Genomic DNA, 17,488 nt, shown 5'->3' with positions numbered 1-17,488 from the left:
TAAACCGAATGCACCTCAAATCGCTCACGCTCAAAGGATTCAAGTCCTTCGCGTCCGCGACGAACCTGAAATTCGAGCCCGGCATCTGCGCCGTGGTGGGCCCAAACGGCTCGGGTAAATCGAACGTCGTCGATGCGCTCGCGTGGGTCATGGGTGAAGGCAGCGCCAAGACGCTGCGCGGCGGCAAGATGCAGGACGTCATCTTTGCCGGCGCCGGTGACCGCAAGGCCCTCGGCCGCGCCGAGGTCACGCTGACGATTGACAATTCCGATGGCGCCTTGCCCATCGAGTATTCGGAGGTCTCCGTCACCCGCCGCATGTTCCGGGATGGCGCGAGCGAATATGAGATCAATGGGGCGAAGGCGCGCCTCATGGATATCCAAGAGCTGCTGTCTGATTCCGGCATTGGCCGCGAGATGCACATCATCGTGGGCCAGGGAAAGCTGGCAGAGATTCTGGAATCCCGCCCGGAGGATCGCCGCGCCTATATCGAAGAAGCCGCGGGCGTGCTGAAGCACCGCCGCCGCAAGGAAAAAGCGCAGCGCAAGCTGACCGGCATGCAGGCCAACCTGGATCGCCTGCAGGACTTGACCGATGAGCTGGGCAAACAACTCAAGCCCTTGGCGCGCCAAGCGGAGGCTGCCCAGCGCGCCGCAACCGTGCAAGCGGATTTGCGGGATGCCCGCCTGCGTCTTGCCGGCGACCGCGTGGTGCGGTTGCGCGCGACATTCGACGACGCTGAAAAGCGCGCGGCGGTGCTCGCCGAGCAGGTCGAGGAAGTGACAGCCCAGCTGGAAGAGGCGACCGAAATCCAGCTCGAGGTAGAAGCCGAGTTGGGGGATGTCACTCCGCGCGCGGAGGCCGCGCAGAAGCTGTGGTTTGAGCTCTCGACGCTGTCGGAGCGTATCTCCGCTACGCAGCGCATCGCGGCCGAGCGCGCCAGCAACGTTGGCTCACAGGTCGCCTACGCGGGCCAGGATCCGGATGAGTTGGAGGCACGCGCCCAGCGGGCCGACGAGGAGCATGATGAGTTGCTGGCCGCGGCCGAGGAGGCGGCGGAGCGTCTGGAATCGATCCGGGAGGAAGTGGCTGAGCGCCGGGAAGCCTTCGAGGCCGCCGATAAGGAACACATGGCGCAGCTGCGCGCCATTGCGGATCGCCGCGAAGGCGTGGTTCGCCTCATCGCCGCTGAGGAGAGCTTAGCCGGTCAAGTAAGTTCCGCGGAGTCCGAGTTGGCGCGGCAGGAAGAGACCTTAGCGAATACGAAGGCGCGCACTAGGGGAGCGCAGGCGGAAGCCGATGAGGTGGCGGACAAGCTGGAGCACTTGGCTGCTGAGCGTGAGCCGCTGGAGGAAGCACATGTGCGCGCGGCCAGCGAATCTGCTGCGGCCGATAAACGCTTGGAGCAGCTGCGTGATGCCCAGCGGGAGCACGAGCGAAGCGTGTACAGCTTGCGCGCTCGGATCGACACTCTGGGCCAGACCGTTCCGGAAGCGCTGGATCTCGGTGAGGGCTTTAAACCTCTCGCGGAGTTCATCTCCACGCGTTATGAGACGGCCGTTGCCGCTGCGCTGGGTTCTTTCGCCGAAGCACAAGCCGGCGCGGTGAGCGGGGACATCGTGCGCGACTTGGCGCAGGCGAGCCGCACGCCGCTGATCGACGTCGCCGCGGAACCCACCGGTTCAGCTTGGCGCCTTGACGCGGACTTACCTTCCGGTGCTCGCTGGTTGTTGGACCAGATGGTTTTGGTCCCAGAAGTCTCAGCGGCGGTAACGCGCTTGCTCTCCGACGTCGTTCTCGTAGAAGACTATGCTGCTGCCCGCGAACTCATCGCTGAAGATCCGCGCCTGCGAGCTGTGACCCCTGAGGGCCTGCTCGTAGGCGAAGGTTGGGTAGAGGCCGGAACTGGAGCTGCCTCAACGGTGGAGGTAAGCGGCCAGATCGCGGAAGCCGAGCAACATCTGGAGACCGCCACCCACGAGCTGGAGGAGCTATCGGGCACCCTAGAAGGCGCGAAGCTCGCGGCGGACGATGCGCGCGTGGGTGCGGCGAGCGCCAAGGCCGCACTGCGGGAGCACGATCACGAACTCGAAGCGTGGAAGCGCGATCACCAGCGATTGCTCAAGCAGTACGAGGCAAACAAGGCTGAGCACGAAAAGGCGGCCGCACGCGCTACGGATATCGAAGTGCAATTGGCCCGCCTGCGCGAAGAATTGGCGGAGGCTCGTGACCGCTTGTCTCGCGTGGACGCCGAAGAGCAGGCTGATGAACCCTCCTCGGTGGAACGCGATGCAGCCTCGACGGCCCTCGAACAGGTCAAAGCCATGGAGGTGGAGGCCCAGCTGGCGGCCCGCAGCGCCGAAGAGAAGGTCGGCCAGGCAGCGGGCAGGGGAGAGGCCCTGCGGCGCCAAGCCCAGCACGAGCGCCAAGCCAAGGCCCGCCACGATCAGGCGATGGCCCGCCGGCAGGCACAGGCTCGGTTGGCGGGGGCCGTCGACAAGCATGCCCAAGATTTGGCTGCCCGGACCGCGCAGGCACTCGAGCGAGCGGCCGAGGAACGCGATGAGCTGGTCACCCAGCGCGGTGTGCTGCAGGGCCGCGCGCAGTCGGCGAAGCAAGCGGTCTCCTCGACCCGCCAGCAGCTGGATCTCCTGACCGACTCCGCGCATAACTCCGAGATTGCCCGCAGCCAGGCGCAGGTGCGCGTGGACGAGGCCGAGGAGAAAATCGTGGAGCAGCTCGGCATTGCGATCCCCGACCTGCTCAAGGACTACACCCCGGGTGAGGATTTTGATCGTTCCGCCGAAACCAAGCGGTTGAAGCAGGCGGAGAAGGACCTCAATTCCTTGGGCAAGGTCAACCCGTTGGCCTTGGAGGAGTACAAGGCTCTGGAGGAGCGCTATAGTTTCCTGTCCACGCAATTAGATGATGTCATCCAGGCCCGCAAGGATCTGACTGGCGTTATCGAAGATGTGGATGCGCAAATCTTGCAGCTGTTCACGGATGCCTGGCACGACGTGGAAGCGGAGTTTCCCAAGGTTTTCCAGACGCTGTTTCCGGGTGGCGAGGGGCGTCTCATCCTTACGGAGCCGGATGACATGCTGGCCACCGGCATCGAGGTAGAGGCGCGCCCGCCGGGCAAGAAGGTGAAGCGCTTGTCGCTGCTCTCGGGCGGCGAGAAGTCCTTGACGGCCCTGGCTATGCTCGTGGCGATTTTCCGCGCACGCCCCTCACCGTTCTACGTCATGGATGAGGTGGAAGCCGCGCTTGACGACGTCAACCTGCGCCGCCTCATCGCACTTTTCGAGGAGCTGCGTAAGGATTCTCAGCTCATCGTCATTACCCACCAGAAGCCGACGATGGACGTGGCCAACGTGCTCTATGGCGTGACGATGCGCGGCGATGGCGTGACGCGCGTGATTTCGCAGCGCATGTCCCGCGCCGGTGAGGCGCCGGGCACAGCACAGGCGGCGGAGGATGCGACGCGCCTCGGCGTGGATGCCCCGCGCTAACGGCGGGCACCAGTCCGAGGCTTTTTGGCCTCCTCACCGTGCCGGGCGTGAACAACCCTGGCACTATGGAGGGCATGAATACTACTTTTCTGTGGATTGCGATAGCAGTCATCGTCCTGATTCTGCTGGTGGTCTTGTTCGTTGTTCTGGGCAAGAAGCGCGGCGAATCAAAGAAGGTTTCTTTTGAAAAGCCCGTGGAGGAGCCGAAGGAGCTGACCCAGCAACAGAAGTCCGGCAACTACCAGGCCAAGTCTGGTTTTAATTTTGCCCCTGCTGGCGGCGGCGCTACCAAGGAACCTGTGCCTGCGGCTAAGACTGAGGAGCCCGCACCGGCCGAGCCCAAAGCTCAGCCGCACGCGGAGAAGAAGTCTGAGCAGCGTGATGCCACCGAGTTAGCGAACGCTCAGCTCAAGGATGAAGAGGAGACACCGAAGGCAGCGAAGCCTGCGGCGGAACCGACGCCTGAGGCGGAACCGAAGCCTCAGGCAGAGCCGAAGCCGGAACCCGTCGCAGACGCGAAGCCGGTGAGCACGCCGGAACCGGCTGCGCAGAAGGAACCGGCAAAGGAGGAAGAGGATAAGGCTTCTTCCGCCGGCGTAGCCGCTGCAGGAGCTGTGGGTGCTGCCGCCGCTGGTGCTGCTGTATCCGGTGCCGCTGCTGTTGATAAGGATGAAGCGGACACGGAGGAAGCTGTTCCGGCCAGCGAACCGGAGACTGCTGAACCGGAGCCGGTAGCCGAAGCCCCGAAGGTAGAGGAGGAGCCTTCCGTCCAGTCTGAGGCCGAAGAAGAGGCAGAGGTAGAAGCACGGCTTGAGTCAGAAGCACCGGCCGAGTCAGAGGAGGCAGAGCCAGAGGAAGCCGAAGCAGAGGAGGCCGCCGCGGCGGCGGGGGCACAGGCGGCGTCGGCAAGCGCGGCACTTGAAGCTGAGCCAGAGGAGCTAGAGGTATCCGACGACGCTGAGGTGGTTGAGGCCCCGGCAGCCCAGCCGCAGGAGGATATTGCGCCGGCTGCCGGCCGCTTGGGCAAGCTGCGCGGGCGCCTGTCGCGCTCGCAAAACGCCATCGGCCAAGGCCTCATGGGCATTCTCTCCGCTGGTGACCTGGATGATGATGCCTGGGAGGAAATCGAAGACACCCTCATCATGGCGGACTTGGGTACGAAGTCCACGATGCAGGTTACCGACTCCCTGCGTGAGAAGATTGCGGAGCGCGGAGTGAGCTCTGAGGCCGAAGCCCGCGCCATGCTGCGTGAAGCCCTCATCGAGGTAGGCCACCCGGAGATGGACCGATCCATCAAGGCCATGCCGAACGATGGCAAGCCAGCCGTCATCATGGTCGTCGGCGTCAACGGCACCGGCAAGACCACCACGACCGGCAAGCTGGCCCGCGTGCTCGTGTCCATGGGGCACAACGTCTTGCTCGGCGCGGCGGATACTTTCCGTGCAGCGGCTGCGGACCAGCTGGAGACCTGGGGCCGTCGCGTGGGCGCTACGACTGTCCGCGGCAAGGAAGGCGCGGACCCGGCCTCCGTGGCCTTTGATGCCGTGGCCGCTGGCGTTGACCAGGGCGTCGACGTTGTTCTCGTTGACACCGCTGGCCGTCTGCACACCTCCGTGGACCTTATGGACCAGCTGGGCAAGGTCAAGCGCGTGGTGGAGAAGAAGACCGAGGTTGATGAGGTCCTGCTTGTACTGGATGCGACGGTGGGGCAGAACGGCCTGACCCAGGCCCGTATCTTCCGTGATGTTGTTGATATCACCGGCGTTGTCCTCACGAAGCTGGATGGCACCGCCAAGGGCGGCATCGTCTTCCAGGTGCAGGAGGAACTGGGCGTGCCGGTCAAGCTCGTGGGCCTCGGCGAGGGTGCAGATGACCTCGCGCCGTTTGAGGTTGAAGGATTTGTTGATGCCTTGCTGGGGGAGAAGTAAGTCCTTATAGATCCCTGGGCTAGACCTAAGTTCTTTCGAGACGTAGCGCCTCCTTTGTGGGGCGCTTTCGTCGTCTTCATCCCATTAAAGATGTGCTTTGGGGGAGGTCACAATGATACTCTGGGAAAGTCCTGTCTATGTGAGGCTGATTAAACAGCCCTAACAACGGTTCGTGAGGCTACTCTTCCGTGACACTCCTGTATGTTGTCCTCCTCGCAGCTGTCGCAGTGGCGCTTGCACCAGTAGCCGTCAAGGTTGCTGATCGCGCAGCCGGCTACCCGCTAGCCGGCATTTTTATTGTCGCCGCGGCACTGTTGGCTAAAGAATTTCCGGCGCTTGCCCGTGGCGAAGAACTGACCTATTCCGTGACGTGGGTGCGCGATGTGATCGCGCCCGGTGTTGATGTCAACCTCGCCTTCCGCGGCGATGCACTCGGCATCTTCTTCGCCATGCTGGCTCTCGTCATCGGTGCGGTGGTGTTTACTTATTCTGCGGCTTACTTGCCTAAAGGAAAAGGAAACGTCAGTTTTTATGTCCTGATGACCGCGTTTACGCTGTCGATCCTCCTGCTCGTGCTCGCTAACGACGTCGTGGTGCTCTTCCTTGCCTGGGAGCTGGTATCGCTGGCGTCGTTCATGCTCATTGCGCGCAGCGGTAAGTCAGGTGAGGCGGGTTCGCAGCGCACGTTGATCCTTACCTTCGTTGGCGGCCTCACCTTGCTATCGGGCGTGGCGATTGCTGCAACCGCAGCGGGGACGACGAACCTTGAGGGCATCTTGGCCTCCGACGTGTGGGCGGAGCGCCCAGGCCTGACCGCCGGGGTTGCCGTGCTCATTGCGGTATCGGCATTTACCAAGTCTGCACAGTTCCCCTTCCACTTCTGGCTGCCGGAAGCCATGGCGGCCGCGACGCCGGTCTCGGCCTTCCTGCACGCGGCAGCAGTGGTTAAGGCCGGTGTCTACCTGTTGATTCGTTTCTCCACCATCTTCCACGATGTTGCCGTGTGGAACTGGCTGCTCATCGTCGCCGGTATGGGTACCGCCGTGATGTCGGCGGTCTTCGCCGTGCAGAAGACGGACTTGAAGAAGCTGACCGCGTACTCCACCGTGTCCCACCTGGGATGGATCGTGGCCACGATTGGTGTGGGCACGCCTTTCGCCATTGCGGCGGCGCTCGTGCACACGCTGGCGCACGCGCTGTTTAAGTCCTCCATCTTCATGCTCATTGGTGTCATCGACCACGAGGCCGGTTCCCGCGATATCCGCCGCCTCGGCGTGCTGTGGAACAAGATGCCGTGGACCTTCGGCTCCATGCTCATCGGCGCTGCCTCCATGGCGGCGGTCCCGCCGCTGTTTGGCTTCGTGTCGAAGGAAGGGATGCTTACCGCCTTCGAAGAGGCTCCCATCGGATCGACCGGCCAGGTGCTGTTGCTCATCGTCGCCGGCGTGGGTGCGTTCTTCACGTTTACTTACTCCGCCAAGATCGTCTTCGGTGCCTTTTTCGATGGCCCGCGCAACATGTCGCATGTCCATGAGGCACCGGTTCGGCTGTGGCTGCCCGCGGCTCTGCCGGGCGTGATGTCGGTTCCGATCATCTTCGTTATGGGAGCACTCGATAAGCCGCTCGATAACATCGTGGCGGCCATCGGTATGGAGGGCCATTCCCACCTTGCGCTGTGGCACGGCCTGAACGTCCCGCTGCTTATTTCTGTGATGGTGCTGATCGCTGGCATCATCGCGTTGTTCTTCCGCGGGCCGCTGTGGACCGCGATGGAGGAGCGCCAGCTCCTGCCGCGCACCGGTAACCAGATTCTGAAGTGGATCCAGGATGTGTGCGCAGCCTTCGGCCGTTTCGTTGGCCGCATGTCCGATACCCACAACCCGTCGAAGCTGATCCTGCCGATCATCCTCCTAGTCATCATCCTTGCGGGCTCCACTCTGGTGTCCACGGGTGTCGACGGTGTGGCTCTCAACCCGCGCGTGGACGGCCTTGACAACCCATGGGATCTGCTGCCGCTGGGTATCGTCGCGCTGTCGATGTTTGGCTTGGTGCGCACCCGCAACCGCCTCACCGGTGCGGTCATGATTGGTACCGCGGGAACCGGCGTGACCTTGCAGATGTTCTTGCTCGGCGCACCCGACGTGGCCCTGACGCAGTTCACGGTGGAGGCGCTGTCCGTCATCGTCATGATGATGGTCCTGCGCTATCTGCCGGAGAAATTCCACCCAGTACAAAACAACAACCGCAAGGTGGGTTCCATCGTGGTGGCCGTGCTCGCTGGGCTCACCGCATTCCTGGGCGTGTGGGCGCTGATGGGCCGTCACGAGCGCTCGGATCTGGCCATGTGGTACCTCAACAACGCTCCGGATATTACTGGTGGCGACAATGTGGTGGCCACCATCATCGTGGAGTTCCGTGCACTCGATACCCTGGGCGAGCTTTCGGTGTTGGGCATGGCCGCCGTGGTTATCGCAGCGGTCACCTCGACGCTGCCGCGCTTCCCGTTCACCTCCGGCACACGCCCGGCTCCGTTCGGTCAGTCGCAGCTCAACTCGGTGCCGCTGCGCAAGGGCATTGCCGTGGCCATCCCAATCCTGGTGGTCATGTCCTTCATTGTCTTCTACCGCGGCCACCAGGCTTCCGGCGGCGGCTTCCCAGCGGCGCTCATCATGGGTGCTGCCATCGGCCTGACCTATCTGTCCCGCGGTACCGATGAGATTGTCTTCGGGCGCATGACTCCGATTCACCTCACCGGCGTGGGCATTATCGTGGCGCTGGTGGCAGGCTTCATCGGCTACATCCCGACGTCGCATAGCTCCGGTGGTTTCCTCACCGCCATCCATGGCCACGCCCTGGGGCAGCACTGGACGACGTCGCTCATCTTCGACCTCGGCATTTACCTCGCGGTGTTGGGCATGCTCACCATGGCCATCAACGCCTTGGGTGGCTACCTGCGCCCGGGCACCGAGCGGGACTACTTGCCGTGGGTTCATGACGATGATTCCGCGCTGCCGAATACCCCGCGCGTGGTCATGGAGGATGTCGACGACCCGTATCCCGAGTCCATCAACCCGTCTTCGGACCCAACGGCGTTGCTCAATGACTCCGAGGCACGCCACCGTGCGTCCTCGTCCCACCGAATCTCGGCTCAAGAGGAGAAGAACTCATGATCCTCGCACTGACCATTGCTTTGCTCATCGGTAGCGCCGTCTACCTCATCCAGCAGCGCGGCCTTGTGCACATCGTGCTGGGCATGATGGCCTTCGGCCACGGTGCCAACCTCATGCTCCTGGCCACCGGCGTGTACTCCTACCGCGGGGAGTCCTTTCCATCGCAGGTGGGCATGGACCAGATGGCGGACCCGCTGCCGCAGGCCTTTGTGCTGACCGCCGTGGTGATTTCCATGGCTACCTCGACCATCCTGCTGACCATGGCAGCGATGGGCGCGAACGACGACACGGATGTTGTTGAGCCGGTGGATGACAACACCATTGACCACGCTTTCTCCACGCTGGGACGCGACACCCAGAACCGGGAGATTCTGGAGCGCTCGGCTAACAAGATGGATCGTTTGAAAGAACTCGAACAAGAGGAGGACAACTAGATGTATGACACCGTAAGCGCCCTCCTCCCGCTCTTCCCAGCGGTTCCCCTCGTATCGGCGGCGCTGGCGCTCCTCGCGCCATGGAGCCGCGTGCGCGATGCCATCATGCTCATCGTTCCGGGCGTGGGTATTTTCGCCTCCTTTGCGCTGTTGCTCTACACCATGAGCAACGGAGTGGTGGCGCACAGTGTGGGTAACTACCTGGGCAACGCGGGTATTGCCTTCGCCGCCGATACGTTCTCGGCACTCATGCTCATTACGACGATGATCGTGGCCTTCGGTGCCAACTGGTTTGCCATCGTGGGCGGTGAGACCAAGTCTCGCTACTACCCGTCGCTGACACTAATCCTTATCACTGGTGTGTGCGGCGCCCTGCTGACCGCTGACCTCTTTAACTTCTTCGTGTTCATCGAGGTCATGCTGCTGCCGTCCTATGGCCTCATCACGATGTCCGGTACCTGGTCGCGCTTGGCTGCCGGCCGCGCCTTCGTGCTGGTGAACTTGTTCGCATCTACGCTTTTGGTGGTCGGCGTGGGCTATATCTACTCGGTGACCGGCGTGGTCAACCTGGCGGCGCTCACGGGCGCTGCCGCCGGCAACGGCCCGGTGACGGTGGCCTCGGGCATCATCGTTATCGCCATCGCTGCGAAGGCCGGCGTGTTCCCCGTGCAGTCCTGGCTGCCACGAACCTACCCGGGAACATCGGCTGCGGTCATGGGCTTGTTCTCCGGCCTGCACACCAAGGTGGCGGTGTACATGCTGTACCGCCTGTGGGTCCAGCTGTTCGATATGGACCAGCGCTGGGGAACGCTCATCATCGTCATCATGATCATCTCCATGGTGGTGGGCTCCTTCGGCGGTTTGGCCGAGAACTCCATCCGCCGCGTGCTGGGCTACCAGATGCTCAACGGTATGCCCTTCATCCTGGTGATGATGGCCTTTACCACCCACGATGCGCAGCGCGCGCTGGCTGCCGGAATCCTGTACACCATTCACCACATGCTCACGGTGGGCTCCCTCATCTTGGCCTCCGGTGCCATCGAGGAGACGTACGGTACGGGCAGGCTCAACAAGCTTTCTGGCTTGGCGCGCCGTGATCCGATTATCGCGTGGATCTTCGCCGCAGGCGCCTTCTCCGTCGTGGGCTTCCCTCCCTTCTCCGGTATGTGGGGCAAGGTCCTCATCGTCGCGGAAATTGCCCGTACCGGCGGGGGATGGGCCTGGACCGTGATCACGGTGATCATCATCGCCTCCTTCGCGGCGTTCCTTGCCATGTTGCGCGTGTGGCGTCGCGTCTTCTGGGGCAAGGACCTTCCCAAGGAGAAGGTGCCCGATGAGCTGGTGATCCGCAAGAAGCTGATGGCACCCTCGGCGGCGCTCATCTTGGGCTCGCTGACCATGTTCATTCTCTCCGGTCCGGTCATCAGCGTCACGATGGAAGCCTCAGCGGACTTGCTGGATACGGAGGCTTATGCAGACGCAGTGCTTGGCGACGACCCCGTAGCCCTACCCGACATCGACTCCCTTCAGGAGGGCCGTTAAATGAAGACTGCAGTGCATGCCGTTGTCTACGCGCTATGGCTGATCAAGGAAATCTTCGTTGCGGGTTTCTCGCTCGCCGCGGAATCCTTCAAGCCGCAGAATAACTACCGCCCGGTAGTGGTGCGGTACCCCCTGCGCGTGACCAGCGCGTGGGAGATCTTCTGGTTCACCTCGTCCATTACGGCAACCCCGGGGACTCTGTCCTTGGGTTTGCGCGAGCCGGTGGCAGAAGGCCTGCCGCGCATCGTGCTGGTTCAGGCGGTCATGGGGGATGACCCAGCCAGCATCATGGAGGATCTCGCGGACATGGAGGAACGCCTCGCCCCGCGAGTGAAGGGCATTGACTATGGCGTTCCTGGTCAGGGCCCCACCAAGGAGCTCGCCTCCACGTTCTACGAGTACCCGCTGGATACGCTGGGCCGCCATATGCGTGCACCCGACATTGCAAAGACCGACGATACCCCGCTGGCCGCGCACGATGTGGAGAAGTACTCCGTGTGGCCCTTGCGCCAGGTTGCACAGAACAAGGATGCCCGAAAGGATGATAAGAAATGATTGATTTTTCCTCGATGAGCGCCTTTCAATGGGTAGTTTTTGTCAGTATTTTCCTCATCGGCGCATCGGTGTGCGCGGCGTTGGTATTGGCGTTGCGCTCCCGTGATGAGCTCACCCGAACCGTGATGAGTGACATGGTCTTTTACGGCATGCTGTGCATGTATATTTCGTGGTCCATGACTAATCACGCGTCCATCGTCTATGACATCGCCATGCTCGCGGCTATTGCGGCCGGCGTGCTGCCGACGTTGTCGATGGCCCGCATCATCTCGAAGGGTAGGAGGTAAGACCATGACTATCGCGGAGATTATCGCCTCGATTCTGTTGGTCGTAGCCACGGTCTTGGTCATTGGGACCGCCATCGCCTTGTGGCGTGCGCCCGATGCCCTGACCCGCGTCAACCTGCTGGGGCCGACGGTCGGTTTGGCCGTTCCGCTGCTGCTTGTGGCGAAGTTGGTCGTGGATTTTGCTGAGAACGGGTTTTCCCTGTGGTCGCTGATCAAGGTCATGATCGCGTGTTTCGGCGTGTGGATCATCGCGTCGGTGGGCTCCTTCTACATGGGCCGTTCCATCTACGGCGTGACCGTCACCGACGTGAAGTATGCCAAGCGTATGCGCGAGCGTGAGCAAACGGTAAAGGCTTCCGAGGACGAGCTCTAGGGCGCGTGCTGGGACAAGCGGCGAGGAGAGTGCTTCCCTCGCCGCTTTTTCGATCTTAAGTGTGATCTGCAGCTCACTTTCCTTCCTAATTCTATAGTGCGATAGGTATATTAAGTCCCCGTTACCTATCAAGCTATAGAAACGAGGTTAGTTGACGTATGACTCCTGAAGCATTTTCTTCCGGCGACGCAGCATGGATGCTCATCAGCGCATCCTTGGTGCTGCTCATGACCCCCGGATTGGCGTTGTTCTACGGCGGAATGGCGGGCAACCGTCACGTCCTCAACATGATGATGATGTCCTTCGGCGCACTAGCGCTCGTCCCCGTGCTCTACGTTCTGTGGGGGTGGTCCATGTCCTATGCGGAAAGCTCGCTGGCCGGTATCGTGGGCAACCCGTTTGAAGCCTGGGGGCTACGCGGCCAAATCACCGGGCCCTCCGCCGAGTACCTTGCCGGCAGTGCTGGTTACCCCAACATCATCGACATCGGTTTTCAAACAACCTTCGCCATTATTTCGACAGCCATCATCTCCGGAGCCCTCGCCGGCCGCGTGAAGTTCTCCGCGTGGCTCACCTTTGCGGGCGCCTGGGTAACCTTCGCCTACTTTCCACTCGCCCACATGGTGTGGGGCGGGGGAGTGCTCTCCCATGCCCCGCGTTCCCTCGCAGCGTGGCTCTTCGGTGTGTCAGACGGTGAGGCCCTCATTGCTCCCATCGACTTCGCGGGCGGCACCGTCGTGCACATTTCCGCCGGCGCGGCTGCCCTGGTTCTGGCTATCGTCGTGGGCCCGCGCGCGGGCTTCCCGAAGCACATCGATAGGCCCCACAACCTTCCGATGGTGATGCTGGGCGCTGCGCTTCTGTGGTTCGGCTGGTTCGGCTTTAACGGCGGTTCCGCTTTCGCTGCGGACGGTATTGCTGGCCTGGCATGGCTCAACACCACTGTTGCGGCGGCCGCAGCGATGCTCGGCTGGATGCTCGTGGAAAGAATCCGGGACCACGCCGCTACTTCTCTCGGCGCTGCATCCGGCGCGATTGCAGGTCTTGTCGCCATCACCCCGGCCGCAGGAGCACTCAGCCCGCTCGGTTCCATCGCCCTCGGGTTCCTCGGCGGCATTATCGCCTGCCTGTGTATCAGTCTGAAGTACCGCTGGGGCTTCGATGACTCCCTGGATGTCGTTGGCGTCCACTTGTGCGCTGGTCTGTGGGGAACCATCGGGTTGGCCTTCTTCGCCACGGATAACGGCATCCTTACCGGTCACCTCTCGGAAGGCTTCAAGCTGCTCGTCGTCCAGGCGGTCATCGCGCTCGTCGCCATGCTGTTCTCTGCTGCCGTTACGCTGGTTGTGGCGCTCCTCATCCGCGCCACCCTGGGGTGGAGGGCCGATGATGAAGACCACGATATCGACCTGAGCGAGCACCGCGAGTCCGCCTATGACTTCCGTGAGTCCGTGGCGTCTCACCGTCGCCACACCCACGACGCTAGGATTAACCCTGCACCTACCGTCCAGCCGCGGGTCGACACCGCCGGAGCTAAGGAGTAACAGATGAAGCTCATCACTGCCATCGTCAAACCGTTCACGCTGCCGGACATCCGTGAAGCCCTCGAACAGCACGACGTGCACGGCCTGACCGTGACCGAGACCCAGGGGTTTGGTCAGCAGCGCGGCCACAGCGAGGTCTACCGCGGCGCCGAGTACGCCACCGATTTCGTACCCAAGGTCAAGCTTGAGGTGGTGACGGCCGACGAGCAGGTGGAGGACATCCTCTCCGCCATCGTCGACGCCGCCTACACCGGCAAGATCGGTGACGGCAAGATTTGGATCACGCACGTCGAGGACGTCATCCGCGTACGCACCGGTGAACGCGGCGAGGCCGCTCTCTAAAAGGTGTCTACGGCCGCCCAACTGCGTGAGGACGCCTACGCTTCGGCGCTGCGCCTCACGCAGTCCTTGCAGCTTCCGCCCGGTTGTGCGCTTGCCGCCACGGGTTCTTTTGCCCGGCGGGCGATGACGCCTTTTTCGGATCTCGACTTGATTCTCCTCCACCCGGATGACACCGAGCTTCCCGAGGACGTCGTCTCCGAAATCTGGTACCCCATCTGGGACGCCAAATACCGGCTTGACTACGCCGTGCGCACCCCGCGCGAGTTCGGCGCCATCGCCGGATCTGATCCCGCCGCCGGCTTCGCGCAGCTGGATCTGGCTTTCGTCGCCGGCGACAAGCAGCTCGTGGACTCCACCCGCGCCCAGGTCTATGCCTCCTGGCGCCGCCTACTGCAGAGCAATTTCGATGCTTTCGTCGACCTAGCAATCACCCGCTGGCGCCGCTCCGGCACCCTGGCCACGATGACCCACCCAGATATCAAGAATGGGCGGGGCGGCCTGCGCGACATCCAATTCTTGCGGGCCCTCGCCCTGGGCAACCTCGCCGACGTCCCAGCGCTCGAGGAAGAGCAGGCCCTGCTTCTCGACGTCCGCACGCTCCTCCACGTCACCGCCCGCCGACACCGCGACGTCCTCGATCCCGAATTCGCTGAGGAGATAGCTCACGAGTTGGGCTTTGCTGACCGCTATGGCCTCTCCGCAGCCGTCGTGACTGCCGCCGCGGCAGTAGACAAGGCCGTGGAGCGGGCATTGGCAACGGCGCGGGGCGTGGTGGCCAGACGCAGCCACAACCGCACACGTAAGCCACTCGATATCGGGGTGGTCGATGCCGGGGGCGAGATCCGCCTCGCTCGCACCGCCGATCTCGACGAGCCGTGGCTGCTCCTGCGCGTGGCCGCCGCTGCGGCGCGCTCGGGCAGAACAGTGCCCTCCCACGTCTGGGAGCAATTGCGCGAGTTGCCGGAACTGCCCGAACGCTGGCCCGCCGCCGCGACGGATGCCTTCTTCAGCCTGTTGTCCTCGCCGCTCAACACTCCGCGCCTCATCCAGGAGATGGACGCTCACGGCTTGTGGGAGCGGCTCGTCCCAGAGTGGGAGCACATCCGGGGGCTGTTGCCGCGCGAGCGCACGCACGCTCACACCGTGGACTACCACTCCATCCTTACCGTCGCGCGCTGTGCAGAAGCACGCACCTCCGTAGCGAGGCCCGATCTGCTGCTCTTGGTGGGGCTCTACCACGATATCGGGAAAGGATATGGTCGCCCGCACGAGCTGGTGGGGGCGGAGATGGTGGCGCGTGCCGCGGCCAAGTTGGGACTCGACCTGGCGGACCGCTCCCGCGTCCAAACCGTGGTCGCTGAGCACACCACGCTGGCGCGCATCGTCTCCCGCACCGATCCTTCATCCGATGAAGCCCGTGACGAGCTCCTCGAAGCTGTGCGCTATGACTACCTCACCTTGGCTCTCCTCGTCGTGCTCGCCCGCGCCGATGCCGAATCCACCGGACCCGGTGTGTGGAACCGCAGGCTAGAGCAGGGCATTGAAGCGGTCAGCGGGCATGCTTTTGCGCAGTTGGAGGCACTGCGCCCAGTTCGTCCTCTGGTTGCCGCCGACCGCGACATCGGCCTGCGCCACAACCCGGAGGATGACAGCTTTACCGTCCTGTGGCGCGGCAGCTACCAGCGGGAGGCAGTGCGCCCCCTGGCCCTGATTGCCGCGCTGGGCTGGAACATTCTTTGCTCGCGCCTCGTGCGCACCGAGGAGGGCTATGCCGGCGAGTTCGACATCCGCGCTCTGCACGGTGCTATCGATCTCGCCACGGTGGAGGAGCGCCTCGTTCAGTCCTATAAATCCGGCACCTATACCGTGCTGCCCGATTTTGTGCCGGGCCCCGCGACCGCGATGTGGAGCAGGGGAGTCTTCGAAGTTCGGATCGATGACTACCCGGGTACGCTCGGCCACGTGCTGGCGCTGCTTCCCGAGTGCGAGTGGGTATCCACCGCCGCGCCCGGCGCCACGATGGTGCTCCACGCCGTGCCGCTTGGCGACGTCCCCCGCGCCGCCCTCGTCCGGAATGTGACCCAAGCACTGGTCAACGGCTAAGCTGGGGAAGTTATAAATTTATCCACGATAGTTGAGGGAGCACTGCACCGTGTTTGAGTCTTTGTCTGACCGCTTGCAATCAGCCCTGTCCGGCCTGCGCGGCAAGGGCAAGCTGACCGAGGCGGACATCAACGCCACAGCGCGCGAAATCCGCCTTGCGTTGTTGGAGGCGGACGTCTCGCTCAACGTCGTGCGCGGCTTTATCAAGCGCATCAAGGAGCGTGCGGCCGGTGCCGAGGTCTCCGAGGCCCTCAACCCGGCGCAGCAGGTAGTCAAGATCGTCAACGAGGAGCTCATCGAGATTCTCGGCGGCGAGACCCGCCGCCTCAACCTGGCTAAGAATCCACCGACGGTCATCATGCTCGCCGGCCTCCAGGGTGCTGGTAAGACTACTTTGGCGGGCAAGCTTTCCAAGCACCTAGCTTCGAAGGGACATACCCCGATGCTGGTGGCCTGTGACCTCCAGCGCCCGGGCGCGGTGCAGCAGCTCCAAATCGTCGGCGAGCGCGCCGGGGTCGACGTCTACGCGCCGGATCCTGGCACCTCCCTGGACTCCCACGAGCATGAGATGGGTACCTCGCATGGGGATCCGGTGGACGTCGCCAAGCGCGGCATCGAAGAGGCTAAGCGTACGCAGCACGACATCGTCATCATCGATACCGCTGGTCGCCTCGGCATCGATGAGACCCTGATGACGCAGGCGCGCAACATCCGCGATGCCGTCAACCCGGACGAAGTGCTCTTCGTCATTGACTCCATGATCGGCCAAGACGCCGTGCAGACCGCTGAAGCTTTCCGCGATGGCGTGGACTTTACCGGTGTCGTCCTGACCAAGCTGGATGGTGATGCCCGCGGTGGTGCAGCCCTGTCCATCCGTGAGGTCACGGGTAAGCCCATCATGTTCGCCTCCACAGGTGAGAAGCTCGAGGACTTCGACGTCTTCCACCCGGAGCGCATGTCCTCGCGCATCTTGGGCATGGGTGACCTGCTGACACTTATCGAGCAGGCGGAGTCCAAGCTGGATCAGTCCAAGGCGGAGGAAGCCGCCAAGAAGATGGGCTCCGGCGAGATGACGCTCAATGACTTCTTGGACATGATGCTCATGGTGCGCAACCTGGGGCCGATGGGCAACCTGCTCAAGATGATGCCGGGCGGCAACAAGATGAACCAGATCGCCGACATGGTCGACGAGAAGCAGCTCGACCGCATCCAGGCCATCATCCGCGGTATGACCCCGGAGGAGCGCGAGAACCCGAAGATTCTCAACGCTTCGCGCCGCAAGCGTATTGCCCTTGGTTCCGGTGTGAGCGTTTCTGACGTCAACCAGCTCATCGAGCGCTTCACCGAAGCCAAGAAGATGATGTCGCAGATGGCCGGTCGTTTTGGTATGCCGGGCATGGGCGGTGGGCGTTCCGCTACCAAGAAGAAGCCGAAGGGCCGCAAGGGCAAGAACGGCAAGCGCAAGCCGCCGAAGCGTCGTGGTGGCGGCGGTATGCCGGGTGGCATGCCGTCGATGCAGGAGCTGCAAAAGATGCAGGAGCAAATGGGCGGCGGCATGCCCGGACTAGGCGATATAAAGATGCCGAAGGGCATGGAAAATATCGACCTCAGCAACCTGGACTTTGGGCAGGGCAAGAAGAAATAACCGAAGAAGAACATAGCCTTCTTCGGTGAGACAAGGGCCGGCGCTTTGTAGCG

General features: G+C 62.8%; 12 protein-coding genes. All 12 read left to right on the top strand.

Annotated features, from left to right (window positions below):
* Window positions 1–8 precede the first annotated feature (8 nt).
* The 12 genes from smc to ffh all read left to right on the top strand — a co-directional run bounded on the left by smc (window position 9) and on the right by ffh (window position 17,435).
* Window positions 9–3,512 carry a chromosome segregation protein SMC gene (gene smc, locus HMPREF3056_RS04235; RefSeq protein WP_070754176.1) on the top strand — a complete coding sequence of 1,168 codons (3,504 nt, stop codon included), beginning with the start codon at window positions 9–11 and terminating at the stop codon, window positions 3,510–3,512.
* 74 nt (window positions 3,513–3,586) lie between these two features.
* Window positions 3,587–5,440, top strand: a complete 1,854-nt coding sequence (gene ftsY / locus HMPREF3056_RS04230) for a signal recognition particle-docking protein FtsY (protein WP_070545737.1) — start codon at window positions 3,587–3,589, stop codon at window positions 5,438–5,440.
* A gap of 188 nt (window positions 5,441–5,628) precedes the next feature.
* The gene (locus HMPREF3056_RS04225) at window positions 5,629–8,610 is read left to right on the top strand and encodes a DUF4040 family protein (protein ID WP_070545739.1); all 2,982 of its coding nucleotides are present in this window, start codon (window positions 5,629–5,631) and stop codon (window positions 8,608–8,610) included.
* Window positions 8,607–9,044 carry a cation:proton antiporter subunit C gene (locus tag HMPREF3056_RS04220; RefSeq protein ID WP_010190439.1) on the top strand — a complete coding sequence of 146 codons (438 nt, stop codon included), beginning with the start codon at window positions 8,607–8,609 and terminating at the stop codon, window positions 9,042–9,044. Before HMPREF3056_RS04225 ends, HMPREF3056_RS04220 begins: the two co-directional genes overlap by 4 nt.
* Window positions 9,045–10,586 (top strand): monovalent cation/H+ antiporter subunit D family protein, encoded by a 1,542-nt coding sequence (locus HMPREF3056_RS04215; protein WP_046648022.1) that lies wholly within the window; start codon window positions 9,045–9,047, stop codon window positions 10,584–10,586.
* Entirely contained in the window at window positions 10,587–11,141 is a 555-nt protein-coding gene (locus HMPREF3056_RS04210; protein ID WP_046648023.1) for a monovalent cation/H+ antiporter subunit E, read from the top strand. It begins immediately after the preceding gene.
* Window positions 11,138–11,428: a cation:proton antiporter gene (locus HMPREF3056_RS04205; RefSeq protein ID WP_046648024.1), complete on the top strand. Its 291-nt coding sequence runs from the start codon at window positions 11,138–11,140 to the stop codon at window positions 11,426–11,428. Before HMPREF3056_RS04210 ends, HMPREF3056_RS04205 begins: the two co-directional genes overlap by 4 nt.
* A gap of 4 nt (window positions 11,429–11,432) precedes the next feature.
* Complete coding sequence (locus tag HMPREF3056_RS04200) at window positions 11,433–11,801, top strand: Na+/H+ antiporter subunit G (RefSeq protein ID WP_046648025.1); 369 nt, start codon at window positions 11,433–11,435, stop codon at window positions 11,799–11,801.
* Between the two features lie 158 nt (window positions 11,802–11,959).
* Entirely contained in the window at window positions 11,960–13,345 is a 1,386-nt protein-coding gene (locus HMPREF3056_RS04195; RefSeq protein ID WP_070754174.1) for an ammonium transporter, read from the top strand.
* Window positions 13,346–13,348: 3 nt separating this feature from the next.
* Window positions 13,349–13,687 (top strand): P-II family nitrogen regulator, encoded by a 339-nt coding sequence (locus HMPREF3056_RS04190; RefSeq protein ID WP_046648027.1) that lies wholly within the window; start codon window positions 13,349–13,351, stop codon window positions 13,685–13,687.
* Window positions 13,688–13,690: 3 nt separating this feature from the next.
* On the top strand, window positions 13,691–15,790 hold the full coding sequence (locus HMPREF3056_RS04185) for a [protein-PII] uridylyltransferase (protein WP_070754172.1): 2,100 nt from the start codon (window positions 13,691–13,693) through the stop codon (window positions 15,788–15,790).
* A gap of 49 nt (window positions 15,791–15,839) precedes the next feature.
* Window positions 15,840–17,435, top strand: a complete 1,596-nt coding sequence (gene ffh / locus HMPREF3056_RS04180) for a signal recognition particle protein (RefSeq protein WP_049155367.1) — start codon at window positions 15,840–15,842, stop codon at window positions 17,433–17,435.
* Window positions 17,436–17,488 lie beyond the last annotated feature (53 nt).

The sequence above is a fragment of the Corynebacterium sp. HMSC056F09 genome (assembly GCF_001815785.1).
Classification (GTDB): Bacteria; Actinomycetota; Actinomycetes; order Mycobacteriales; family Mycobacteriaceae; genus Corynebacterium; species Corynebacterium hiratae.
Note: the sequence above shows the minus strand (reverse complement) of the source record. Positions and strands in the feature narration are given on the sequence as shown.

What these genes read in the sequence shown, in the direction of transcription:
- smc (WP_070754176.1), top strand. Translation starts at nt 9, where the DNA reads ATGCACCTCAAATCGCTCACGCTCAAAGGATTCAAGTCCTTCGCGTCC.
- ftsY (WP_070545737.1), top strand. Translation starts at nt 3,587, where the DNA reads ATGAATACTACTTTTCTGTGGATTGCGATAGCAGTCATCGTCCTGATT.
- HMPREF3056_RS04220 (WP_010190439.1), top strand. Translation starts at nt 8,607, where the DNA reads ATGATCCTCGCACTGACCATTGCTTTGCTCATCGGTAGCGCCGTCTAC.
- HMPREF3056_RS04215 (WP_046648022.1), top strand. Translation starts at nt 9,045, where the DNA reads ATGTATGACACCGTAAGCGCCCTCCTCCCGCTCTTCCCAGCGGTTCCC.
- HMPREF3056_RS04210 (WP_046648023.1), top strand. Translation starts at nt 10,587, where the DNA reads ATGAAGACTGCAGTGCATGCCGTTGTCTACGCGCTATGGCTGATCAAG.
- HMPREF3056_RS04205 (WP_046648024.1), top strand. Translation starts at nt 11,138, where the DNA reads ATGATTGATTTTTCCTCGATGAGCGCCTTTCAATGGGTAGTTTTTGTC.
- HMPREF3056_RS04200 (WP_046648025.1), top strand. Translation starts at nt 11,433, where the DNA reads ATGACTATCGCGGAGATTATCGCCTCGATTCTGTTGGTCGTAGCCACG.
- HMPREF3056_RS04195 (WP_070754174.1), top strand. Translation starts at nt 11,960, where the DNA reads ATGACTCCTGAAGCATTTTCTTCCGGCGACGCAGCATGGATGCTCATC.
- HMPREF3056_RS04190 (WP_046648027.1), top strand. Translation starts at nt 13,349, where the DNA reads ATGAAGCTCATCACTGCCATCGTCAAACCGTTCACGCTGCCGGACATC.